Here is a 24,221-nt window from a genome sequence, read left to right as displayed (position 1 = left end):
CGGGGCCGTCGTCGCACCCTCGCCGCACCACTGTCGCCGCCGAGGGTGGTGAACCGGTCCATCTGCGCAGTTCCAGGCCGCCCCGGTGGCCGGAATGTGTAACGACCCGATGAACTCGTGCACCGAATCCACCCGAATGCGCCGGGCTACCCCTAGTGTTCACCACGGCTCCACCGCTCCCGGGTGGTGCTGACGGGAACGCGCGTCGTGGCGCGTGCTCCGTGCCCTCTCCTCCAGGAGGACAAGCCCAGTGCGCTCCATCGTCAAACTCGCGGCCCCGGCCGCTGCGGCCGCCCTGCTGCTGGCCGCGTGCGGCACCACCGGTGGGGACGAGACCTCCTCCGGTTCGGCGTCCGGCTCCTCCGGGGGCGACTGCCCCGAGGGCATCAGCATCGGGTTCTTCGGTGCCCTCACCGGGCCGAACGCCAACCTCGGGGTGAACATCAACAACGGCGTGAAGCTGGCCGTGGACCAGCACAACGCCGAGTCCGGTGCCTGCCAGGTGGCCCTGAAGCCCTTCGACTCCCAGGGCGACCAGAACCAGGCCCAGGGCCAGGCGCAGCAGGCCGTCGGGGACTCCGACGTCGTCGGCATCGTGGGCCCGGCGTTCTCCGGGGAGTCCAAGGTGGCCGACCCGATCCTCGCCGAGGCCGGCCTCGTCGGGATCACGCCGTCGGCGACGAACCCGGCGCTGGCCGAGAACGGCTGGAAGACCTTCTTCCGGGTCCTGGGCAACGACGCCACGCAGGGCCCGGCCGCGGCGACGTTCATCACCGACACCCTCGGCAAGCAGAAGGTGTACGTCGTCGACGACTCCTCCGAGTACGGCAAGGGCCTGGCCGACCTGGTCCGCGAGGACCTCGGCAGCGCCGACATCAAGGACAACACCATCCAGACGGGGCAGACGGACTTCTCGGCCGTCGTCGCCGACATCCGCGCCTCGGGGGCCGACGCGGTGTTCTTCGGCGGGTACTACTCCGAGGCCGGGCTGCTGCTGAAGCAGATGCGCGACGCGGGCCTGTCCAGCGACCAGGTCGCGTTCATCAGCGACGACGGCGCCAAGGACGAGGGGCTCATCACCGCCGCCGGGGTCGAGGCCGCGAACGGTGCGTACGTGACCTGCCCGTGCCTGCCGCCGGACCAGGCCGAGGGCAGTTTCGTGGAGGACTACACCGCGGCCTACGGCACCGCCCCGGCGACGTACTCGGCCGAGGGGTACGACGCCGCGACGATCCTGCTCGACGGGATCGCCGAGGGCAACGTCACCCGCGAGGACCTGCTGTCCTACGTCGCCTCCTACGACCAGCCGGGTGTGACCAAGCAGCTGAAGTTCGACGACCAGGGCGAACCGAGCGCGGTCAGCGTCTGGTCCTACAAGATCGAGGACGGCCAGATCGTGGCCGACCAGGAGATCGGCTCCTGATCCCGTGACGGCCCCACCCGCCCACCGGCGGGTGGGGCCGTCCCACGTCCGACCCTCCCTCCCCGTCAGTTCACCTCACCCCGGGTGGTTCCCCTGTCCACGTTCCTCGACCTGACCTTCACGGGTCTGGTGATCGGCGCGATCTACTCGCTGTTCGCGCTGGGCTACACGCTCGTCTACGGCGTCCTGCGCCTCATCAACTTCGCCCACTCCGAGGTCTTCATGTGGGGGAGTTTCGGTGCGGTCTGGGCGCTGACCTTCCTCGGCTCGCGCCAGGGCATGGCCTGGCCCGCGGCCGTCGGGCTCCTGCTCGTCGCCCTCGTGGTCGCGATGGCCGTCAGCGGCGGGGTCGCCCTCGTCGTGGAACGCATCGCCTACCGCCGCCTGCGCGAGAAGAACGCCCCGCCGCTGGTCGCGCTCATCTCCGCCATCGGGGCCTCCTTCATGCTCTCCGAGCTCATGGGCCTGCGCGACCGCATCGCCGGCTGGGTCGGGCTGGACGGCGTCCTGGCCCCGTACGTCCGCCAGGCCCGCGAGAACACCGCCTTCGTCAACCCGCTGCCGAACGTCACCGTCCTGTCGGTCGGCGGGTTCGAGATCCGCAGCAACCAGCTCATCGTCCTGGTCGGCGCGATCGTCATGATGATCGCCCTGGACCAGTTCGTGTCCCGGTCGCGGCTGGGTCGCGGGGTGCGCGCGGTGTCCCAGGACCCCGAGGCCGCCGCGCTCATGGGCGTCAACCAGAAGCAGGTCGTCCAGCTCACCTTCCTCATCGGCGGGCTCATGGCCGGGGCCGCCGCGGTCCTGTACCTCATCCACATCCCCGTGACCCGGTACAACGTCGGGTTCATCCTGGGCATCAAGGCCTTCACGGCCGCGGTCCTGGGCGGCATCGGCAACATCCGCGGCGCCCTCGTCGGCGGTCTGGTCCTGGGCCTGGTGGAGAACTACGCCACGCTCGTCGGGCTGGCCAGCTCGTGGAAGGACGTCGTCTCGTTCCTGCTGCTGGTCGTGGTCCTGCTGTTCCGCCCCACCGGAATCCTCGGTGAGTCCCTCGGGAAGGCCCGCGCATGAGCACCGACACCGCCCCCACGCCCCGCGGTTCGACCCGCGCGTCGCGCCCGTCGTTCGCCGACCGCTGGACGGCGCTGCCCCGACCGGTGCAGATCCTCGTCTGGTGCGCGATCGCGGTCTTCTTCTTCGTCCTGCCGCTGCTGAACCTGCCGATCGTGTCCACCCCGGACGCGGAGTTCGGCGCGGTCCTGGCGACCGTGGCGAACTACGCCCTGGTCGCCCTCGGCCTGAACATCGTCCTCGGCTACGCCGGCCTGCTCGACCTGGGGTACGTCGGCTTCTACGCCATCGGCGCGTACACGGTCGGGGTGTTCGGTTCCCTGCACGGCCAGGTCAACTGGTTCGTCCTCGTCGTCATGGCCGTCACCATCTCCACGGCCAGCGGGCTGCTGCTGGGCGCGCCGACGCTGCGGGTGCGGGGGGACTACCTTGCGATCGTGACCCTCGGGTTCGGGGAGATCATCCGCATCACGGCGCTGAACTCGGAGTGGCTGAACCAGGCCCGCGGCATCACCGGCATCCCGCGCCCGCCGTCCACGGAACTGTTCGGCCTGCCCAGCCTGCTGTGGGACGGGGCCACGGCCAAGGTTGACCTCGGCGAGGGTGCGCGGTCGGTGTTCCTGAAGTTCGGGCTCATCGACGCGGTGCCGTACTACTGGCTCTCGCTCATCGTCATCATCGTCGTGATCTTCGCGGACAAGCTGCTGCAGGCCAGCCGCGTCGGCCGCGCGTGGGAGGCGACCCGCGAGGACGAGGAGGCCGCCGAGCTCAACGGCGTCCCGACGTTCCGGTTCAAGCTGCTGGCCTTCGCCATGGGCGCGTTCGTCGGGGGTCTGTCCGGGGCGCTGTACGCCAGCCGCATCGGGGCGATCAACCCGGACTCGTTCATGATCCAGCTGTCGATGATGTTCCTGGCCGCCGTCGTCATCGGCGGGCAGGGCAACCGCTGGGGCGCCATCGCCGGCGGGGTCGTCGTGGCCTACCTGCCCGAGCGGTTCCGCGAGTTCGCCGACTTCCGCATCGTCGTCTTCGGCCTGCTCCTGCTGCTGCTGGCCAACTTCCGCCCCCAGGGCCTGCTGCCCCCGCGCCGGGCCCGTCGGGCCCGGCGCGCCGACGAGGCGACCACACGACTCGAAGGGACCGAGGAGGGCGCTCGTGCCTGACCTGACCGAGGACACCGCGGCCGCGGCTCCCCGCGAGCCCGGCCTGCCCCTGCTCACCATGGAGAACGTCACGCTGCGCTTCGGCGGCGTCGTCGCGCTGAACGACGTCTCCTTCGACATCCGCCAGGGCGAGATCCTGGGCCTCATCGGCCCCAACGGGGCCGGCAAGACGACGTGCTTCAACGCCCTCACCGGCGTCTACCAGCCGACCGAGGGCCGGGTCGTCTTCGACGGCAAACCCCTGGGCCGGCGCAAGCGGTACCAGATCAACCGCCTGGGCATTGCGCGCACGTTCCAGAACATCCGCCTGTTCGGCAACATGACGGCGCGCGAGAACGTCCTCGTCGGAGCGGACTCCCACCACCGCTCCGGCGTCGTGAACTCGCTGTTCCGGCTCCCGCGGCACCGGCGCGAGACCCGCGAGGGTCACGCCCTGGCCGAGGAGCTGCTGGAGATGATGGACCTGGCCCACCGCGGGGACGACCTGGCCCGCAACCTGTCCTACGGCGAGCAGCGCCGGCTGGAGATCGCCCGCGCGCTGGCGACCCGGCCCAAGCTGCTGTGCCTGGACGAACCGGCCGCGGGGTTCAACCCGGTGGAGAAGCAGCGCCTCATGGACCTCATCCGCAGGGTCCGCGACCTGGGCAACACCGTCCTGCTCATCGAGCACGACATGCGCCTGGTCATGGGCGTCACCGACCGCATCGTCGTGCTGGAGTTCGGCAAGAAGATCGCCGAGGGCCTGCCCGCCGACATCCGCAACGACCCGGCCGTCATCGCCGCCTACCTCGGCGTCGACGACGACCAGCTCTCCGCAGAGGACGAGGACCTGTGACGACTCCCGCAGGCACCAGCAAGGGTGCCGACCAGCTCGTCGTCACCGGTCTCAGCGTCAACTACGGGCGCATCGAGGCCATCCGCGACGTCTCCTTCACGGTGCCGACCGGTGCCATCGCCACGCTCATCGGCGCCAACGGGGCCGGCAAGACGACGACCCTGAAGACGGTCTCGGGGCTGCGCACCGTGCGCACGGGCTCGATCGTGTTCGAGGGTGAGGACATCACCAAGGTCCCCTCGCACAAGCTCGTCACCCGCGGGCTGTGCCAGGCGCCCGAGGGCCGCGGGACGTTCGTCGGGATGACGGTCGAGGAGAACCTCGACATGGGGGCCTACACCCGCAAGGACCGCCGCTCACCGGCGTACCGGCAGGACCTCGACCGCGTCTTCTCCCTGTTCCCGCGGCTGGCCGAGCGCCGCTCCCAGATCGCCGGGACGATGTCGGGCGGGGAGCAGCAGATGCTGGCCATCGGCCGGGCCCTCATGAGCCGCCCGCGGGTGCTGCTGCTCGACGAACCGTCGATGGGGCTGGCCCCCAAGCTCATCCAGCAGATCTTCTCGATCATCGTGGAGATCAACCAGCAGGGCACGACCGTGCTGCTGGTGGAGCAGAACGCCGCCCAGGCCCTGCGCATCTCCGACGTCGCCTACGTCCTGGAGACGGGCACGGTGGTCCGTTCGGGCACGGGCGCCGAGCTGGCCGCCGACGACTCCATCCGCGCCGCCTACCTCGGCGGCGACGTCTAGGCCCCCGTCCACAGCCCGGGTGGGTCGTTGACGCGCAGCGCCGGTAGGTTCGGCGCTCCGCGTCAACGACCTCCCCTCAGCGCGCTGGTGAGGTGGCTCGCTGTGGAGCGTTCGCCACTCCGGGTGAAGGTCACGGTGTGATCGCGGGGGGATCTTCCGCCCGCGCGCGCCGTGCCCTAGTGTCCGGCGCAGTCGCCCTCTCCGAGGAGGGGACCACCGGAGCGGGGGCCCGGTCTGCTTCGTCGTGCGCACCGTGCGGTGCGCCGCGCGGAAGGGGATCCACCCGTGGCACGACCCGCAGTCGAGGTCCGCGACGCCGGCACCGGTGACGTCGACGTCCTCATGGGCCTGTACGCCTCCGCCCGCTTCGACCAGGCCCAGCTGCGCGCCTCCGTCGAGAACGTCCGGGCCCGGCTCCTGCGGGCGCTGGCCGACGGTGAGGTGCGGGTCCTGCTGGCCTTCTGCGGCGCCGAGCCGGCCGGGTACGCCCTGCTGACGACCTCCCCGCTGCTGCCGCTGGGCAACTGCGCCGGCCCCAGCATCGAGCACCTGCACGTCGTGCCGGGCCTGCGCCGGCGCGGGGTGGGCCGGGCCCTGCTGCGGCGGGCCGTGCACGTGGCCGACAGCGAGGGCGCCGACCAGATCGCCTGCACGGTGCTGCCGGGGGACCGCGACTACACCCGCTACCTGGCCCGCCTCGGCTTCGCCCCCGTCGTCGTGCGCCGGGCGGTGTCCCTGTCGGTGCTGCGCCGCCGCCTGTCCGACGGCCCCGCCGCCGCCCACACCACCGACGTGGTGGCCCGGCGCCGGTCGCTGCGGGCCCGGCTGGCCCGCGCCGGGGGGACCGTCGAGGTGCCCACCGCCAGCTGACCGGCGAGCTGAGGTGGGGGCCTGTCCGAGGGGCTGACTACCCTGGCCGACGTGACCCCCGCCCCGAGCACCAGCGCAGCCCGCACGACCAGCTCGTCCCGCTCCGGCGCGAAGGGGGGCGCGGCGGGGAAGGCGGCGCCGACGAAGCCGCGGCTGCTGCTCGTCGACGGGCACTCGATGGCCTACCGCGCCTTCTACGCGCTGCCGGTGCAGAACTTCTCCACCACCACGGGCCAGCCGACCAACGCGGTCTACGGCTTCACCTCCATGCTCATCAACCTCCTGCGCGACGAGGAACCCACGCACGTCGCCGTCACCTTCGACGTCTCCCGCGCCTCCTTCCGCACCGAGGTCTACGCCGACTACAAGGGCACCCGGACCAAGAGCCCGGACGAGTTCCGCGGCCAGGTCGACCTCGTCAAGGAGGTCCTGGCCGCGCTGCGCGTACCGGTCGTGGAGGTCGAGGGCTACGAGGCCGACGACGTCATCGCCACCCTCACCGAACGCGCCGTCGCCCAGGACGTCGAGGTGCTCATCTCCTCGGGGGACCGGGACGCCTTCCAGCTCGTGCGCCCCGGCGTCACGGTGCTGTACCCGGTCCGGGGCGTCTCCGAGCTCATCCGCATGACCCCGGAGGCCGTGGAGGACAAGTACGGCGTCCCGCCGCAGCGCTACCCCGACCTGGCCGCCCTCGTGGGGGAGACCTCCGACAACCTGCCCGGCATCCCCGGGGTCGGGGCCAAGACGGCCGCGAAGTGGATCACCGCCTACGACGGTCTCGACGGCGTCATCGCCAACGCCGACCTCGTCAAGGGCAAGGCGGGGGAGAACCTGCGCGCCCACCTCGACTCCGTCATCCGCAACCGCCGCCTCAACGCCCTCGTCGGCGACCTCGCCCTCGACGTCGACGTCCCCGACCTCCTGCGCCGCGCCTGGGACCGCGAGCAGGTCCACACCGTCTTCGACGGCCTGGAGTTCCGCGTCCTGCGCGACCGGCTGTTCGCCACGCTGGAGTCGGCCGAACCCGAGGCCGAGGAGGGCTTCGGCGTCGACGGCGCCGTCCTGCTGGCCGGGGAGGTCGGGCCGTGGCTGACCGAGCACGCCGCCGACCGCACCGGCGTGCACGTGCAGGGGCAGTGGGGCCGCGGGACGGGGGAGGTGACGGGCCTGGCGCTCGCGGGCGCCGACGGCGTCGCCGCCTGGGTCGACCCGGTGACGCTGGAACCGGCCGACGAGCAGGCGCTCGCCGCGTGGCTGGCCGACCCCGTCCGCCCGAAGGTCGCCCACGACGTCAAGGGCCCCTCGCACGCGCTGCGCGCCCGCGGCTGGGACCTGGCCGGGGTCGTCTTCGACACCGCGCTGGCCGCCTACCTGTGCCGGCCCGACCAGCGCAGCTACGACCTGGCCGACCTCGCCGTGCGCCACCTCAAGCGCGAGCTGCGGGCCGAGGGGTCCGGGGCCGCCGCGGCGCAGGAGGCGGCCGAGCAGCTCACCCTCGACGGCGGCGAGGGCCCCGTCGGCGGGGACCAGCAGGCGCGCGCCGAGGAGGGCATGATCCGGGCGCTGGCGACCACCGAGCTCGCCGGGGTCCTGGCCACCGAGCTCACCGAGCGCGGGGGCACCCGGTTGCTGGCCGAGGTGGAACTGCCGCTCGTGGACGTCCTGGCCCGCCAGGAGCGTGTCGGGATCGCCGTCGACACCGGTCTGCTGGCCGACCTGGAGCAGCACTTCGCCGACCGCGTCGGGCAGGCCCAGGCCCAGGCCTACGAGGTCATCGGCACCGAGATCAACCTCGGCTCGCCCAAGCAGCTGCAGACGGTCCTGTTCGACCAGCTCCAGATGCCCAAGACCAAGCGCACCAAGACGGGCTACACGACCGACGCCGACGCCCTGGCCGCGCTGTTCGTCAAAACCGAGCACCCGTTCCTGGCCCACCTGCTGGAGCACCGCGACGCCTCCCGGCTGCGCCAGACGGCCGAGGGGCTGCGCAAGTCGATCGCCGACGACGGCCGCATCCACACCACCTACCAGCAGATGATCGCCGCGACGGGCCGGCTCAGCTCCACCGACCCCAACCTGCAGAACATCCCCATCCGCACCGAGGAGGGCCGGCGCATCCGCGAGGCCTTCGTCGTGGGGCCCGGGGCCTCGGACGCCGGCTCGGACGCCGGCTCGGGCGCCGGCTCGGGCGCCGGCTCGGGCGGCGGGTACGAGTGCCTGCTGACGGCCGACTACTCCCAGATCGAGATGCGGATCATGGCGCACCTGTCCGGGGACGAGGGCCTCATCGCGGCCTTCCACTCCGGGGAGGACCTGCACCGCTTCGTCGGCAGCCGCGTCTTCGCCGTCGCGCCCGCGGACGTGACGCCGGAGATGCGCGCCAAGATCAAGGCGATGTCGTACGGCCTGGCCTACGGGCTGTCCGCGTTCGGGCTGTCGAACCAGCTGAAGATCTCCACCGAGGAGGCCAAGGGCCTCATGGACGAGTACTTCGAGCGCTTCGGCGGGGTCCGCGACTACCTGCGCGGTGTCGTGGAGGAGGCGCGCCGCACGGGGTGGACCGAGACGATCCTGGGCCGGCGCCGCTACCTGCCGGACCTGGCCAGCGACAACCGCCAGCGCCGGGAGATGGCCGAGCGGATGGCGCTGAACGCGCCCATCCAGGGCAGCGCCGCGGACATCATCAAGGTCGCGATGCTCGACCTGGACCGCGGCCTGCGCGAGTCCGGCCTGCGCTCGCGGCTGCTGCTGCAGGTCCACGACGAGCTCGTGCTGGAGGTGGCGCAGGGCGAGCGCGAACCGCTGGAGCAGCTCGTGCGCTCCACGATGGCCGGGGCCGCCGACCTCGCCGTCCCCCTCGACGTCTCGGTCGGCGTGGGCCGGTCCTGGCACGAGGCGGGTCACTGACCCCCTCGGGTCAGGCGCGGTCGGCGACCAGGACGAGGGTGCCGGGGACCAGCTCCCCGCGCAGCCGGCTCCACCCGCCCCAGACCGCCTCGCCCGAGCCCCACTCCGGCTCGACGAGGTCGCACACGACGAGACCGGCCGCCACGAGCAGCCGCACCCAGTCCCCGACGGTGCGGTGGTGCTCGGCGTAGGTGACGGTGCCGTGCTCGTCGGCCTCGACGTAGGCGTTCCGGTCGAAGTAGGAGTGCGTCACGGTCAGCCCCTCCCGTCCGGGCACGTCGGGCAGGGCCCAGCGCAGCGGGTGCGGCACGCTGGCGGCGAACCGGCCGCCCGGGCGCAGCACGCGCGCGGCCTCGGCCAGCACCCGGCCGGCGTCGGCGACGAAGGGCAGCGCGCCGTAGGAGGTGAACACGACGTCGAAGGCGGCGTCGGGGAGGGGCAGCGCCCGGGCGTCGCACTGCACGAGCGGCACCCCGGCCGCCCGCGCCGGCCCCGCACCCTCGCGCAGCATCCCCAGGGACAGGTCGGTCGCCACGACGCGGGCGCCGCGCCCGGCGACCCACCGCGCGCACTGCGCCGCCCCGGCCCCGATCTCCAGCACGTCGCGGCCGGCCAGGTCGCCCAGGAGGTGCGCGTCCTGCTCCCGCAGCCCGTCCGGGCCCCACACGAGGTCGGAGCCGGGCCGGGCGTCGCCGAGGAAGGCGCCGTGCTCGCGGCGGTACTGCGCCGCCTCGGCGTCCCACCAGGACCGTTGCGCGGCAACGGTCTCGGCGGCTCCCACGGCCCGGCGGCCGACGCTGGGCTGGGCGGTCTGGTCGGGGTCCACCCGGTGATCCTGCCAGCCCCGCCCGGCCGGTGCGGGGGGTGCTTTGCCCGCCCCGGCGCGCGCCGCTAGTCTTGGACGGCGCGCGCCCGGTGGTCCGACCCGAGGTGGACGAACCGCTCCTCCCCGGAGATCGACGGCCCGGCGGGCACGCGTGACGGACGGGAACCCCCGGACGTGCACCTACGACTGTCCCTGACGGAGCCCCTACCTCCATGACGACCACCACGACCGCGCCGGCGGGCACCACTCCTCAGATCGCGATCAACGACATCGGGTCGGCTGAGGACTTCCTTGCCGCGGTCGACGCGACCATCAAGTACTTCAACGACGGTGACATCGTCTCCGGCACCATCGTGAAGGTCGACCGGGACGAGGTCCTCCTCGACATCGGTTACAAGACCGAGGGCGTCATCCCCTCGCGCGAGCTCTCGATCAAGCACGACGTCGACCCCAACGAGGTCGTCGGCGTCGGCGACGAGGTCGAGGCCCTGGTCCTCCAGAAGGAGGACAAGGAAGGCCGCCTGATCCTGTCCAAGAAGCGCGCCCAGTACGAGCGCGCCTGGGGCACGATCGAGGCCAAGAAGGAGGCCGACGAGGTCGTCGAGGGCACCGTCATCGAGGTCGTCAAGGGTGGGCTCATCCTCGACATCGGCCTCCGTGGCTTCCTGCCCGCCTCGCTGGTCGAGATGCGTCGCGTCCGCGATCTGCAGCCGTACGTCGGCAAGACGATCGAGGCCAAGATCATCGAGCTGGACAAGAACCGCAACAACGTGGTCCTGTCCCGCCGCGCCTGGCTCGAGCAGACCCAGTCCGAGGTCCGCCAGAACTTCCTCACGACCCTGCAGAAGGGTCAGGTCCGTTCCGGCGTCGTCTCCTCGATCGTCAACTTCGGTGCGTTCGTCGACCTCGGCGGCGTCGACGGTCTGGTGCACGTCTCGGAGCTGTCCTGGAAGCACATCGACCACCCCTCCGAGGTCGTCGAGGTCGGCCAGGAGGTCACGGTCGAGGTCCTGGACGTCGACATGGACCGCGAGCGCGTGTCCCTGTCGCTCAAGGCGACCCAGGAAGACCCGTGGCAGCAGTTCGCCCGGACCCACGCGATCGGTCAGGTCGTGCCGGGCAAGGTCACCAAGCTCGTCCCGTTCGGTGCGTTCGTGCGCGTCGACGACGGCATCGAGGGCCTGGTCCACATCTCCGAGCTGGCCGAGCGCCACGTCGAGGTGCCCGAGCAGGTCGTCCAGGTCAACAGCGACATCTTCGTCAAGGTCATCGACATCGACCTGGAGCGTCGCCGGATCTCGCTGTCGCTGAAGCAGGCCACCGAGTCCCTCGCCGCCGCCGGCGACGAGTTCGACCCGTCGCTGTACGGCATGGCCGCGGACTACGACGAGCAGGGGAACTACAAGTACCCCGAGGGCTTCGACCCCGAGACGAACGAGTGGCTCGAGGGCTACGAGGCCCAGCGCGAGGAGTGGGAGGGGCAGTACGCCCTGGCCCACGAGCGCTGGGAGCAGCACAAGAAGCAGGTCGCCGAGGCCGCCGAGGCCGAGGCCAAGGCCGAGGCCGAGGGCACCACGGCGACCGCCTCGAGCAGCAGCTCCAGCAGCAGCAGCAGCTCGTCGTCGGCTCCGTCGTCCTACACCTCCGAGGCTCCGGAGGCCGCGGGCACGCTCGCGTCCGACGAGGCCCTCGCCGCCCTGCGCGAGAAGCTGACCGGTGGCAACTGAGGCTGACCGCCCCGGTGCTCCGCTGAGCTGACGAGCGAAGGCCCCGACCGCTGCTGCGGTCGGGGCCTTCGTGCGTCCGGCGGGCCGCTCAGCGCAGCAGGGGCGGGGCAGCGGTGCTGGCGCGGACGACCAGGCCCGGGGTGGAGGTGCCCGCCTCCACGACCCGGTCGTGCAACCGGCCCAGCAGCACCCGCACGCAGCGCCGGCCGATCTCGGCGAAGTCCTGGTGCACCGTCGTCAACGGCGGGGCGTAGTACGCCGCTTCGGGGACGTCGTCGAACCCCACGACGGACACGTCGTCCGGGACGTGCATCCCCTTGCCCGCCAGCGCGCTCAGGGCCCCGACGGCCATGGCGTCGTTGGCCACGAACAGCGCGGTGACCTCCTGCAGCGGCAGGCCGAGGGTGGCGGCGTGCCCGGAGGCGGCGCTCCAGTCGCCCCGCACGGGGCGCGGCACCACGCGCATCCGCTCCACCAGCGCCGTGCGCCACCCGGTCGCGCGCGCCCGGGACTCGGCCCAGTCGGAGGGGCCGGCGACGTGGTGCACGGTGCGGTGCCCCAGGTCGAGCAGGTGGTCGGTGGCCGCGCGCGCGGCGGCGACCTCGGCCCAGTAGGCGTCGGCCACGCCGGCCCCGTCCAGGCCCGGGGCCAGGACGCAGGGGAAGGCGGCGTCCACGGCGCGCACCGCGTCCTGGGCCCCGTCCTCGGGCACGACGGCGATCGCGCCGTCGACGTACTGGGCGCGCAGCTCCTCCAGCGCCTCCTGGACGCTGACCGTCGTGAGCTCGGGGAGCATGACGAGCGAGACCGAGTACCCCGTGGCGCGGGCCGCCTCCTGGATGCCCTGCAGGGTCATGGCCGCGCCGTAGAGGGAGGCGTTGGCGGCGACGACGCCGATGCGGTGTGAGCGCTTGGTGACCAGGGTCCGGGCGACGACGTTGGGGCGGTAGCCGACCTCGGCGATGGCGGCCTCGACCCGTTCCCGGGTCCGGCGCGCGACCGAGGGGCTGCCGCGCACGACGCGGGAGACGGTCTGCTGGGAGACGCCGGCGAGCTGGGCCACGTCGGCCAGGACGGGCACCCGCGCCTCGGCGTCGGCGCTCGCGCCCCGCTCGTCGGAGTCCGCGGACATGACGGTCCCACTTCCTGCAGGCCTGCCTCGGCGTCGAGGACCGGTGGTGGACGGGTGGCGAGGGAGCGTCGCACCGTCCTCGCCGGAGCAGAGTAACCCAGCTCCGGGGCCGTGCGGTCGCTCCCGGGGACGGTGCGTGCAACCGGGTGATCGGCTTGACGGTGCCGATTGGCAACGCTAACAATGAGCACATCCGATCCACCCGCCGGTGGCTGACGAGACGAGGAAGCTCGGCTCCCACCCGGCGACCCCCGCGCCACCACGGCGCACATCCCCATCCCGTCGCGGCCGGTCGCCGCGCGGGTTCACGAGGTACAGAGGAGTCCCGCCGTGATGAAACGCCGCAGTGCCCTTGCCGTCTTCGGGGCCGGTCTGGCCCTGACCCTCGCCGCCTGTGGCGGTGGCGGGGCCGGGACCGGGACCGACGGGGGCGACGGCGGGTCCGCCGACGCCTCCGACATCACCGTCGGCGTCGCCATGCCGACCCAGACGTCCGAGCGCTGGATCGCCGACGGCAACAACGTCAAGGCGGGTCTGGAGAAGGCCGGCTACAAGGTCGACCTCCAGTACGCCAACGACGACATCCCGACCCAGTCGCAGCAGATCGACCAGATGATCACCAAGGGCGACAAGGTCCTCATCGTCGCCGCGATCGACGGCACCGCGCTGAGCAGCCAGCTCGCGAACGCCGCGTCCTCGGGCGTGAAGATCATCTCCTACGACCGCCTCATCCGCGGGTCCGGCGACGTGGACTTCTACGTCTCCTTCGACAACTACAACGTCGGTGTGCAGCAGGGCACCTCGCTGCTGACCGGGCTGGGCCTGAAGAACGCCGACGGGTCCGAGGGGACCGCCCCCGGCCCGTTCAACGTCGAGCTGTTCGCCGGTTCGCTGGACGACAACAACGCGCAGTTCTTCTGGGACGGGGCGTTCGACACCCTCAAGCCCTACATCGACTCCGGCAAGCTCGTCGTGAAGTCCGGCCAGACGAAGATCGACCAGGCCGCCATCCTGCGCTGGCAGCAGGAGACCGCGCAGAAGCGCATGGAGGACCTGCTCACCTCCGCCTACAACGACGGCAGCACCGTCGACGGCGTCCTGTCGCCCTACGACGGCATCTCCCGCGGCATCATCACCGCGCTGCAGAACGCCGGCTACGGCGGGTCCGGCAAGCCGATGCCGGTCATCACCGGTCAGGACGCCGAGATCGCCTCGGTCAAGCTGATCAACGACGGTGTCCAGTACTCCACGATCTTCAAGGACACCCGCAAGCTCGCCGACGAGGCCGTCAAGGTGGCCTCGGCCCTCGTCGAGGGTGACGAGCCCGAGGCGAACGACACCGAGACCTACAACAACGGCGTCAAGGTCGTCCCCTCGTACCTGCTGGAGTCGCAGATCGTGACGAAGGAGAACGTCACGAGCGCGCTCGTGGACACCGGGTACTACACCCAGGCCCAGGTCGACGCCGGCAAGTGATCCACCCCACCCACCCCGCTCCGGAGCACTCCGGAGCGGGGTGTCGTGGCGTCAAGACTCCCCACCCAGAACGAGGGACGACGGTTCACCGATGACCGAGAACACCCGCGCCACCGGCGCCGAGAACATCCTCGAGATGCGCTCCATCACCAAGACCTTCCCGGGGGTCAAGGCCCTGTCCGAGGTCTCCCTGTCGGTGCGTCGCGGTGAGGTCCACGCGATCTGCGGGGAGAACGGCGCCGGGAAGTCGACCCTCATGAAGGTCCTGTCCGGGGTCTACCCGCACGGCACCTACGAGGGTGAGATCCACTTCGACGGCAAGCTCTCGACGTTCTCCGGGATCGTCGACTCCGAGAAGGCCGGTATCGCCATCATCCACCAGGAACTGGCCCTCGTGCCGTACCTGTCGGTGGCCGAGAACCTCTTCCTGGGCAACGAGATCAAGGGCCGCGGCGGGCTGATCGACTGGAACCGCACGAACGGCGAGGCCTCGAAGCTGCTGGCGCGCGTGGGGCTGGCGGAGAACCCCACCACGCCCATCGGCCAGCTCGGCGTCGGCAAGCAGCAGCTCGTCGAGATCGCCAAGGCCCTCAGCAAGGACGTCAAGCTCCTCATCCTCGACGAGCCGACCGCGGCGCTGAACGACAACGACTCCGCGCACCTGCTCGACCTCCTGCGCCAGCTGCGCGAGGAGGGCATGACGAGCATCATGATCTCGCACAAGCTGAACGAGATCGAGGCGATCTCGGACGCGGTGACCATCATCCGCGACGGCCAGACCATCGAGACCCTGGACATGCGGGCCGACGCCGTCACCGAGGACCGCATCATCCGCGGCATGGTCGGCCGCGACCTGGACAGCCGCTACCCCGAGCGCGAGTCGCGCCCGGGGGAGGAGATCCTGCGCATCGAGGACTGGACCGTGGGGCACGCCTCCCAGGACCGCCTCGTCGTCGACCACGCCTCCCTCAACGTGCGCGCCGGTGAGGTCGTCGGCATCGCCGGTCTCATGGGCGCCGGGCGCACCGAACTGGCCATGAGCGTGTTCGGCCGCAGCTACGGCCGCTACCTCGGCGGGAGGCTGTACCTGCACGGCAAACCCGTGCAGGCCCGCTCGGTGCGCGAGGCCATCAAGGTCGGGCTGGCCTACGCCACCGAGGACCGCAAGAAGTTCGGCCTGAACCTCATCGACGACATCAAGCGCAACGTCTCGGCGGCCGCGCTCGGCAAGCTCGCCACGGGCGGTTTCGTCGACGCGAACGAGGAGATCAAGGTCGCCGAGGACAGCAAGCGGAGCATGAACATCAAGGCTCCGACCGTCAGCGCGCTGACCGGGAAGCTGTCGGGCGGGAACCAGCAGAAGGTCGTCCTGTCCAAGTGGATCTTCTCCGACCCCGAGGTCCTCATCCTCGACGAGCCGACGCGCGGCATCGACGTCGGCGCCAAGTACGAGATCTACACGATCATCAACCGGCTCGTGGCCGCCGGCAAGGCCGTCATCGTCATCTCCTCCGAACTGCCCGAACTGCTCGGCATCTGCGACCGCATCTACACGCTGTCGGCCGGTCGCATCACCGGCCAGCTGCCGATCGAGCAGGCCTCCCAGGAGAGCCTCATGGTCCTCATGACCAAGGGCGGTGGTCTCACCACCGAGCCCGACCCCCACCCGACCACCCCGTCCGGCGACGACCTCCCCCCGTCCGGCGACGACCTCACCCCGCAGGAGCGCACCGCATGAGCGGCAGCACGCTGACCAAGGACAAACCCGCACCGACGCCGCGCACGGGGACCGCCAACCCGTTCGTCGCGATCACCCAGAACCTGCGCGAGAGCGGCATCTACATCGCCTTCGTCGTCGTGGTGGTGCTGTTCGCGATCCTCACCGACGGGCTGTCCCTCAGCCCGGGCAACATCACCAACATCGTCCTGCAGTACTCCTACGTGCTGGTGCTGGCCATCGGCATGCTCATCGTCATCGTCGCCGGGCACATCGACCTCTCCGTCGGGTCGGTCGTGGCGCTGACGGGGGCCGTCTCGGCCCAGCTCGTCATCGGGTCCAGCCAGCCGTGGTGGGTCGGCGTCCTGGCCGCCCTCGGCGTCGGGCTCGTCATCGGGGCCTGGCAGGGCTTCTGGGTCGCCGTCGTCGGGATCCCGGCGTTCATCGTCACCCTGGCCGGCATGCTGCTGTTCCGCGGTCTGACGTTCTTCGTCCTCAACAACGTCTCGCTCTCGCCGTTCCCGCAGCAGTACGGCAAGATCGCCACCGGGTTCTCCAACGGGCTCATCGGCGGCAACGGCTACGACGCCTTCACCCTGCTCATCGCGGTCCTGGCCGTCGTCGCCTTCGCGGTCAGCCAGGTCCGCACCCGCATCGTGAAGATCCGCTACCAGCAGGTCGTGGACGCGATGCCGCTGTTCGTCCTGAAGATCGTCGCCGTGGCCGCGGTCGTCATGGCCTTCGCCTGGCAGCTCGCGAACAGCCGCGGCCTGCCCTACGTGCTCGTCATCCTCGCCGTGCTCATCCTGACGTACTCGATGGTCATGAAGTCGTCCGTCTTCGGCCGGCAGGTCTACGCCATCGGCGGGAACCTCGCCGCGGCCCAGCTCTCGGGCGTCAACGTCCGCCGGGTCAACTTCTGGATCTTCGTCAACATGGGCTTCCTGGCCGCCGTGGCCGGGGTCATCTTCTCCTCGCGCTCCAACGGGGCCCAGCCCAGCGCCGGCAACAGCTTCGAGCTGGACGCCATCGCCGCGGCCTTCATCGGCGGCGCCGCCGTCACCGGTGGGGTCGGCAAGATCCAGGGCGCGATGATCGGTGGTCTGCTCGTCGGCGTCATCTCCAACGGGATGCAGCTGCTCGGGGTCGACCAGTCGCTCCAGTCGGTCATCAAGGGCCTGGTCCTGCTGCTGGCCGTCGCCTTCGACGTCTTCAACAAGCGCCGCAGCGGCGTGCGCTGACCCGTCCCGCCTCCCGCAGGGCCCGTCCGGTCGAGCGGACGGGCCCTGCGTGCGTGCGCGGTGGGACGGGCTGGGCTGAGTAGGGTCGGACGCGTGCTGCGCGTGGGGCTGACCGGCGGGATCGGGGCGGGCAAGTCGACGGTGTCGCGGCTGCTGGTGCAGCTCGGGGCCGTGCTCGTGGACGCCGACGTCGTCGCGCGCGAGGTCGTGGCCGCCGGCACCCCGGGCCTGGCCGCCGTGGTCGCGGAGTTCGGGCCGGCGGTGGTGGCGCCCGACGGGTCGCTGGACCGCCCGGCCCTGGGCCGGGTCGTCTTCGGCGACGCCGGCCGCCGCGCCGCGCTCAACGCGATCGTGCACCCGCTGGTGGCGGCCCGGCGCGCCGAGCTGGCCGCGGCCGCCCCCGCGGACGCCGTCGTCGTCGAGGACGTGCCGCTGCTGGTGGAGACCGGGGCCGCCCCGACCTACCCGCTCGTCGTGGTCGTCGACGCCGGCGCCGCCGAGCGGGAGCGGCGGCTGGTCAGCGACCGGGGGATGGACGCGCCGGCGGCCCGGGCCCGCATCGCCGCGCAGGCCGACGACGAGGAGCGCAGGGCGGCCGCCGACGTGCTCCTGCCCAACCCGCGCCGCGACCCCGGCGTCCCGGACCCGCTGCCCGGCCTCGTCGGGCGGTTGTGGCGCGAACGGCTCGTCCCCTTCGAGGAGGGGACGCGCACGGGCCGGCCGGGGGCGACGCCCGAGGGGAGGCCCACCGGCGGGGACGAGCGGCGCGTGCTGGCCCGGCTGGAACGGGCGGCCGGCCCCGCCCGGCTGACCGCCACCGGCACCTGGCCGTTGCGGGCGGTCGTGTCCGCCGAGGGCGCCCTGGCCGGGCTGGGGTACGTCCGGGCGGGTCGGGGCCGGTGGGCCAGCGCCGACCCGGGGTGCGCCGTGCGCGCCGAGGTCCGGGTCGAGGCCGGGGCGCGGTGAGGGTGGGCCTCGCCGGGAAGGCCCGTGTCGGAGGTCCGACCTAGGCTTCCCCCCATGCGGCCCACGACTGACCTCCAGCGCCGGGTGGCCCCCTTCGAGGTGGTCTCCGAGTTCTCCCCCTCCGGGGACCAGCCCACCGCCATCGCCGAGCTGGCGCGGCGGGTGAACGCGGGCGAGCAGGACGTCGTGCTCCTGGGCGCCACCGGCACGGGGAAGTCGGCGACGACGGCCTGGCTCATCGAGCAGGTGCAGCGCCCGACGCTGGTCATGGCCCCGAACAAGACGCTCGCCGCGCAGCTGGCCAACGAGTTCCGCGAGCTGCTGCCGAACAACGCGGTGGAGTACTTCGTCTCCTACTACGACTACTACCAGCCCGAGGCGTACGTCCCGCAGTCGGACACGTACATCGAGAAGGACTCCTCGGTCAACGACGAGGTCGAGCGGCTGCGGCACTCGGCGACGAACTCGCTGCTGACCCGCCGCGACGTCGTCGTGGTCGCGACGGTCTCCTGCATCTACGGCCTGGGCACCCCGCAGGAGTACGTCGACCGCATGGTGACCCTCAGGGTCGGCGACACCATCGAGCGCGACGAGCTGCTGCGCAAGTTCATCGTGGAGCAGTACACCCGCAACGACCTGGCCTTCACCCGCGGCACCTTCCGGGTCCGCGGCGACACGGTCGAGATCATCCCGCAGTACGAGGAGCACGCGCTGCGGATCGAGTTCTTCGGCGACGAGATCGACAAGCTCTACACGCTGAACCCGCTGACGGGGGAGGTGCTGCGCGAGGAGGAGCTGGTCTACGTCTTCCCCGCCTCCCACTACGTCGCCGGGCCCGAACGCCTCGAACGGGCCATCGGCACGATCGAGGCCGAGCTCACCGAGCGGCTGGCCGAGCTGGAGCAGCAGGGCAAGCTGCTGGAGGCCCAGCGGCTGCGGATGCGCACGACGTACGACATCGAGATGCTGCGCCAGGTCGGCGCCTGCTCGGGGGTGGAGAACTACTCCCGCCACCTCGACGGCCGCGGTCCGGGGTCGGCGTCGAACACGCTGCTGGACTACTTCCCCGAGGACTTCCTCCTCGTCCTCGACGAGTCCCACGTGACCGTCCCGCAGATCGGGGCGATGTACGAGGGGGACATGTCCCGCAAGCGGACCCTCGTCGACTTCGGGTTCCGGCTGCCCAGCGCCATGGACAACCGGCCGCTGCGCTGGGAGGAGTTCCTCGAGCGCACGGGCCAGACGGTCTACCTGTCGGCGACCCCGGGGGACTACGAGCTCTCCCGGGGCGAGGGGGTCGTGGAGCAGATCATCCGCCCGACCGGCCTGGTCGACCCGGAGGTCGTCGTGAAGCCGACCAAGGGGCAGATCGACGACCTGCTGCACGAGATCTCGCTGCGCACGGCCCGGGACGAGCGCGTCCTGGTCACCACGCTGACGAAGAAGATGGCCGAGGACCTCACCGACTACTTCCTGGAGCAGGGCGTGCGGGTGCGGTACCTGCACTCCGAGGTCGACACCCTGCGGCGCGTGGAACTGCTGCGCGAGCTGCGCCAGGGCGACTACGACGTCCTCGTCGGCATCAACCTCCTGCGCGAGGGCCTGGACCTGCCGGAGGTCTCCCTCGTGGCGATCCTGGACGCCGACAAGGAGGGGTTCCTGCGCTCATCGAAGTCGCTCATCCAGACGATCGGGCGCGCGGCCCGCAACGTCTCGGGCCAGGTGCACATGTACGCCGACCGCATCACCCCCTCCATGGCCGAGGCCATCGAGGAGACCAACCGCCGGCGCGAGAAGCAGATCGCGTACAACACCGAACGCGGCGTCGACCCGATGCCGCTGCGCAAGAAGATCGCCGACATCACCGACCTCATCGCCCGCGAGGACGCCGACACCGCCGAGCTCCTCGCCGCGGCCAAGGGCGGGCAGGGCGGCAGCGGGCGCGCGCAGTCGCGGGGCAAGGCCCCCGCACCGGCCAAGGGGGCCAAGGGCAAGAACGTCGGTCGCGAGGTCGGGCCCGAGCCCCGGGCCGGGATGCCGCAGGCCGACCTCGCCGACCTCATCCAGGAGCTCACCGACCAGATGCACTCCGCGGCCGCGGAGCTGCAGTTCGAGCTGGCCGCGCGGCTGCGCGACGAGGTGGGCGACCTGAAGAAGGAGCTGCGGGGGATGCGCGCGGCCCAGGGGGCCTGAGCCCCGCCCCGGCCCCGCCCGGGGGCCGGCCGTCCCCTCCTGACCGGCCGGCACCCGGGGTGGGCGGGTCGCCTGCGACCCTCAGGCCGCTCCGGGGGCCGGCGGGACGGGGGAGACGCTGCCGGTGTCCTGCAGGTGGGTGAGCAGGACGGTGCTGATCTCGCGCAGCTGCCGCTGCTGCTCGGGGGACAGCCGGTCGAACAGGGTGGCGCGCACCGTCTCCACGTGCCCGGGGGCGGCCGCCGCGAGCGCGGCCCGCCCCTCGTCGGTGAGGACGGCGAGGAAGCCGCGGCCGTCGGTGGGGCAGGCCTGCCGCTGGATCCAGCCGCGCTCCTCCATGCGGGCCACCGCGTGCGAGACGCGGCTGCGCGAGGACAGGGAGGACTCGGCGAGCTCGCTCATCCGCAGCGAGCGGCCGGGGGCCTCCGAGAGCCGGACGAGCATCTCGTAGTAGGTCAGGAGGATGCCGGAGTCGCGCTGCAGCTGCCGGTCGAAGCGGTCCAGCAGCAGCTGGGTCGCCGACAGGAAGGTCCGCCAGGTCACCTGCTCGTCGTCGTCGAGCCAGCGCGTCCCCGCCGGCTCGTGCGCTGCCGCCGCCTCGGGCGTCACCACCGGGGTGCCGGGGGGCGTGTCCTGCAGGGCAGATCCGGGTGGAGCCATGCGCCGAGGGTAAGCAGAACGCTCAACTACCTGCCTCCCCCGAACGGTGGACGCCCACCCGTGCAGTCCTCACGGGTCCGGCGCCCCGACCTCGTGCGCGGGCCCGTGTCGGAGGTGACGCCTAGGGTTGCCCCGTGGCATCCCGGACCCCCTCGAAGACCCCCTCGAAGACCCCCTCGACGACCCCCTCGACGACCCCCTCGGCCAGCGCCGGGCAGGCCGTGCCGGCCCAGGGCAGCGGTGGCCCCCGCCGGGCCCGGACGGCGGCGGGCGCGTCGGCGGGTACGTCGGCGGGTACGTCGGCGCGCGCGGTGGGCGGTGCCCGCGCCTCTGGCGACCGCCTCGTCGTGCGCGGGGCCCGGGAGCACAACCTCAAGAACGTCTCGGTCGAGCTGCCCCGGGACAGCCTCGTCGTCTTCACCGGCCTGTCCGGGTCGGGCAAGAGCTCGCTGGCCTTCGACACCGTCTTCGCCGAGGGTCAGCGCCGCTACGTGGAGTCGCTGTCGGCCTACGCCCGCCAGTTCCTCGGTCAGATGGACAAGCCCGACGTCGACTTCATCGAGGGTCTGTCCCCGGCGGTCTCCATCGACCAGAAGTCGACCTCGCGCAACCCGCGCTCGACGGTCGGGACGATCACCGAGGTCTACGACTACCTGCGGCTGCTGTTCGCCCGCGCGGGCACGCCGCACTGCCCGGTCTGCGGTGAGCCGGTGGGCCGGCAGACGCCGCAGCAGATCGTCGACCAGCTCCTGGAGATGGAGCCGGGCACGCGCTTCCAGGTGCTGGCCCCGGTGGTGCGCGAGCGCAAGGGCGAGTACGCCGAGCTGTTCCGCGAGCTGCAGGCCAAGGGCTTCGCCCGCGCCCGCGTCGACGGCGAGGTCGTCCCGCTGGAGGCCCCCCCGACGCTGCAGAAGCGCCTGAAGCACACCATCGAGGTCGTCGTGGACCGCCTCGTGGTCAAGGACGGCGTCAAGCGCCGCCTGACGGACTCCGTCGAGACGGCCCTGCAGCTGTCCTCGGGCCTGCTCGTCGCCGACCTCGTCGACGTCGAGGGCCCCGAGGGCGAGCGCCGCTTCTCCGAGAAGATGGCCTGCCCCAACGAGCACCCCCTGGAGCTGGACGAGATCGAGCCGCGCTCGTTCTCCTTCAACTCCCCCTTCGGGGCGTGCCCGGAGTGCACGGGCATCGGCACCCAGCTCGAGGTGGACCCCGAGCTGGTGGTCCCCGACGAGGACCTGTCGCTGCAGGAGGGCGCGATCGCGCCGTGGGCGGCGGGGTCGGCCGACTACTTCGAGCGCCTGGTCACCGCCCTGGCCGACGACCTGTCGTTCTCGATGACGACGCCGTGGCGGGCGCTGCCCAAGCGCGCCAAGGACGCCCTGCTGCACGGCAAGGACCACCAGGTCCACGTCCGCTACAAGAACCGGTGGGGCCGGGAACGCTCGTACTCCACCGGCTTCGAGGGCGTGGTGGAGTTCGTCAAGCGCCGGCACGCCGAGACGGAGTCGGACTCCTCCAAGGAGCGCTACGAGGGGTACATGCGCGAGACACCGTGCCCGGTGTGCCACGGGGCCCGGCTCAAGCCCACCTCCCTGGCCGTGAAGATCGCCGGGCACTCCATCTCCGACATCTGCGCGCTGCCCATCGACGAGTGCTCCCGCTTCCTGGACACGATGGAGCTGTCCCCGCGGGCCCGGAAGATCGCCGGGCAGGTGCTCAAGGAGATCCAGGCCCGGATGGGGTTCCTGCTCGACGTCGGCCTGGACTACCTGTCCCTGTCGCGGCCCTCGGGCACGCTGTCCGGCGGCGAGGCCCAGCGGATCCGGCTGGCCACCCAGATCGGCTCGGGCCTGGTGGGCGTGCTGTACGTCCTGGACGAGCCCTCCATCGGGCTGCACCAGCGCGACAACCGCCGCCTCATCGACACCCTCACCCGGCTGCGGGACCTGGGCAACACCCTCATCGTCGTCGAGCACGACGAGGACACCGTGCGCGTCGCGGACTGGATCGTCGACTTCGGCCCGGGCGCCGGGGAACGCGGCGGGGAGGTCGTGCACTCCGGGGACCTGCAGGGGCTGCTGGAGAACCCGACGTCCCTCACGGGCCAGTACCTCTCCGGGGCGCGCGCCATCGAGGTCCCCGACCAGCGCCGGCCGCGGGACGGGCGCACGCTCGTCGTGACCGGGGCCCGGCAGAACAACCTCAAGGACGTGACCGTCGAGTTCCCCCTCGGTCAGCTCGTCGCGGTGACGGGCGTGTCCGGCTCGGGCAAGTCCACCCTGGTCAACGACATCCTCTACACGGTGCTGGCCAACAAGCTCAACGGCGCCCGCCGGGTGCCGGGCCGGCACAAGTCGGTGGAGGGGCTGGAGCACCTCGACAAGGTCGTGCACGTCGACCAGAGCCCCATCGGGCGCACCCCGCGGTCGAACCCGGCGACCTACACCGGCGTCTTCGACCACATCCGCAAGCTGTTCGCCTCGGCCCCGGAGTCGAAGCTGCGCGGGTACCAGCCGGGCCGGTTCTCCTTCAACATCAAGGGCGGGCGCTGCGAGGCGTGCGCGGGCGACGGCACCCTGAAGATCGAGATGAACTTCCTGCCCGACGTCTACGTCCCCTGCGAGGTGTGCCACGGGGCCCGGTACAACCGGGAGACGCTGGAGGTGCACTTCAAGGGCAGGACCATCGCCGAGGTCCTCGACATGCCCATCGAGGAGGCCGCCGACTTCTTCGCCGCCGTCCCGGCCATCTCCCGGTACATGAGCACGCTCACCGAGGTCGGCCTGGGCTACGTCCGTCTCGGGCAGCCGGCCACGACGCTGTCCGGTGGGGAGGCCCAGCGCGTGAAGCTGGCCTCGGAGCTGCAGCGGCGCTCCAACGGCCGCACCGTCTACGTCCTGGACGAACCGACGACGGGGCTGCACTTCGAGGACATCCGCAAGCTGCTCGGCGTCGTGCAGGGGCTGGTCGACAAGGGCAACAGCGTCCTGGTCATCGAGCACAACCTCGACGTCATCAAGTCCGCCGACTGGATCGTGGACATGGGTCCCGAGGGCGGCAACGGCGGGGGGACCGTCGTGTGCGCCGGCACCCCCGAGGAGGTCGCGGCGGACCCGGCCAGCTACACCGGCCAGTTCCTCGCCGAGGTCCTGCAGACCCCGGCCACCGGTACCGGGACGCGGCGCCGGCGCGCCCGCGCGAGCTGACGCTCGGAGACGTCCGCGGCTGCGTCGAGTCGCGGGCGTCCTACTCTCCGTACGTC

General features: G+C 71.8%; 17 protein-coding genes. 14 read left to right on the top strand and 3 right to left on the bottom strand.

All coding sequences use genetic code 11. From position 1 onward, the window contains the following. Positions 1-250: 250 nt before the first annotated feature. The 7 genes from AB2L27_RS02445 (at position 251) to polA (ending at position 9,021) form a co-directional block, all read left to right on the top strand. Complete coding sequence (locus AB2L27_RS02445; RefSeq protein WP_370439876.1) at positions 251-1,423, top strand: branched-chain amino acid ABC transporter substrate-binding protein; 1,173 nt, start codon at positions 251-253, stop codon at positions 1,421-1,423. Positions 1,424-1,507: 84 nt separating this feature from the next. Further along, complete coding sequence (locus tag AB2L27_RS02440) at positions 1,508-2,497, top strand: branched-chain amino acid ABC transporter permease (protein WP_370439875.1); 990 nt, start codon at positions 1,508-1,510, stop codon at positions 2,495-2,497. Next, on the top strand, positions 2,494-3,660 hold the full coding sequence (locus tag AB2L27_RS02435; protein WP_370439874.1) for a branched-chain amino acid ABC transporter permease: 1,167 nt from the start codon (positions 2,494-2,496) through the stop codon (positions 3,658-3,660). Before AB2L27_RS02440 ends, AB2L27_RS02435 begins: the two co-directional genes overlap by 4 nt. Beyond that, on the top strand, positions 3,653-4,495 hold the full coding sequence (locus AB2L27_RS02430) for an ABC transporter ATP-binding protein (RefSeq protein ID WP_370439873.1): 843 nt from the start codon (positions 3,653-3,655) through the stop codon (positions 4,493-4,495). Before AB2L27_RS02435 ends, AB2L27_RS02430 begins: the two co-directional genes overlap by 8 nt. Next, positions 4,492-5,244 carry an ABC transporter ATP-binding protein gene (locus tag AB2L27_RS02425; RefSeq protein WP_370439872.1) on the top strand — a complete coding sequence of 251 codons (753 nt, stop codon included), beginning with the start codon at positions 4,492-4,494 and terminating at the stop codon, positions 5,242-5,244. The genes AB2L27_RS02430 and AB2L27_RS02425 overlap by 4 nt, the downstream gene beginning before the upstream one ends. Positions 5,245-5,529: 285 nt before the next feature. Then, entirely contained in the window at positions 5,530-6,114 is a 585-nt protein-coding gene (locus AB2L27_RS02420) for a GNAT family N-acetyltransferase (protein ID WP_370439871.1), read from the top strand. Between the two features lie 51 nt (positions 6,115-6,165). Next, positions 6,166-9,021, top strand: a complete 2,856-nt coding sequence (gene polA / locus AB2L27_RS02415; RefSeq protein ID WP_370439870.1) for a DNA polymerase I — start codon at positions 6,166-6,168, stop codon at positions 9,019-9,021. Between the two features lie 10 nt (positions 9,022-9,031). Here polA and AB2L27_RS02410 read toward each other — a convergent pair whose 3' ends face one another. Next, a complete protein-coding gene (locus AB2L27_RS02410; RefSeq protein ID WP_370439869.1) occupies positions 9,032-9,847 on the bottom strand; it encodes a class I SAM-dependent methyltransferase in 816 nt (271 codons plus the stop codon). A gap of 212 nt (positions 9,848-10,059) precedes the next feature. Here AB2L27_RS02410 and rpsA point away from each other — a divergent pair, with 212 nt between their 5' ends. Then, a complete protein-coding gene (gene rpsA / locus AB2L27_RS02405) occupies positions 10,060-11,574 on the top strand; it encodes a 30S ribosomal protein S1 (RefSeq protein ID WP_370439868.1) in 1,515 nt (504 codons plus the stop codon). Between the two features lie 88 nt (positions 11,575-11,662). Here rpsA and AB2L27_RS02400 read toward each other — a convergent pair whose 3' ends face one another. Next, the gene (locus AB2L27_RS02400; RefSeq protein WP_370439867.1) at positions 11,663-12,706 is read right to left on the bottom strand and encodes a LacI family DNA-binding transcriptional regulator; all 1,044 of its coding nucleotides are present in this window, start codon (positions 12,704-12,706) and stop codon (positions 11,663-11,665) included. A 333-nt stretch (positions 12,707-13,039) separates the two neighbouring features. Here AB2L27_RS02400 and chvE point away from each other — a divergent pair, with 333 nt between their 5' ends. The 5 genes from chvE to uvrB all read left to right on the top strand — a co-directional run bounded on the left by chvE (position 13,040) and on the right by uvrB (position 20,299). Next, complete coding sequence (gene chvE, locus AB2L27_RS02395; RefSeq protein ID WP_370439866.1) at positions 13,040-14,182, top strand: multiple monosaccharide ABC transporter substrate-binding protein; 1,143 nt, start codon at positions 13,040-13,042, stop codon at positions 14,180-14,182. 91 nt (positions 14,183-14,273) lie between these two features. Beyond that, complete coding sequence (gene mmsA / locus AB2L27_RS02390) at positions 14,274-15,920, top strand: multiple monosaccharide ABC transporter ATP-binding protein (protein ID WP_370439865.1); 1,647 nt, start codon at positions 14,274-14,276, stop codon at positions 15,918-15,920. Next, on the top strand, positions 15,917-17,140 hold the full coding sequence (gene mmsB / locus AB2L27_RS02385) for a multiple monosaccharide ABC transporter permease (RefSeq protein WP_370439864.1): 1,224 nt from the start codon (positions 15,917-15,919) through the stop codon (positions 17,138-17,140). The genes mmsA and mmsB overlap by 4 nt, the downstream gene beginning before the upstream one ends. 93 nt (positions 17,141-17,233) lie before the next feature. After that, a complete protein-coding gene (coaE, locus tag AB2L27_RS02380) occupies positions 17,234-18,106 on the top strand; it encodes a dephospho-CoA kinase (protein ID WP_370439863.1) in 873 nt (290 codons plus the stop codon). A 54-nt stretch (positions 18,107-18,160) separates the two neighbouring features. Then, positions 18,161-20,299, top strand: coding sequence for an excinuclease ABC subunit UvrB (gene uvrB / locus AB2L27_RS02375; RefSeq protein ID WP_370439862.1), 2,139 nt, complete (start codon positions 18,161-18,163; stop codon positions 20,297-20,299). An 81-nt stretch (positions 20,300-20,380) separates the two neighbouring features. Here uvrB and AB2L27_RS02370 read toward each other — a convergent pair whose 3' ends face one another. Continuing rightward, entirely contained in the window at positions 20,381-20,959 is a 579-nt protein-coding gene (locus AB2L27_RS02370; protein ID WP_370439861.1) for a MarR family winged helix-turn-helix transcriptional regulator, read from the bottom strand. 311 nt (positions 20,960-21,270) lie between these two features. On the opposite strand from AB2L27_RS02370, the gene uvrA reads away from it, so the two are divergent. Then, the gene (gene uvrA, locus AB2L27_RS02365; RefSeq protein ID WP_370439977.1) at positions 21,271-24,165 is read left to right on the top strand and encodes an excinuclease ABC subunit UvrA; all 2,895 of its coding nucleotides are present in this window, start codon (positions 21,271-21,273) and stop codon (positions 24,163-24,165) included. Positions 24,166-24,221 lie beyond the last annotated feature (56 nt).

The organism is Kineococcus halophytocola (genome assembly GCF_041276425.1).
In the GTDB taxonomy this organism is placed as follows: domain Bacteria; phylum Actinomycetota; class Actinomycetes; order Actinomycetales; family Kineococcaceae; genus Kineococcus; species Kineococcus halophytocola.
Note: the sequence above shows the minus strand (reverse complement) of the source record. Positions and strands in the feature narration are given on the sequence as shown.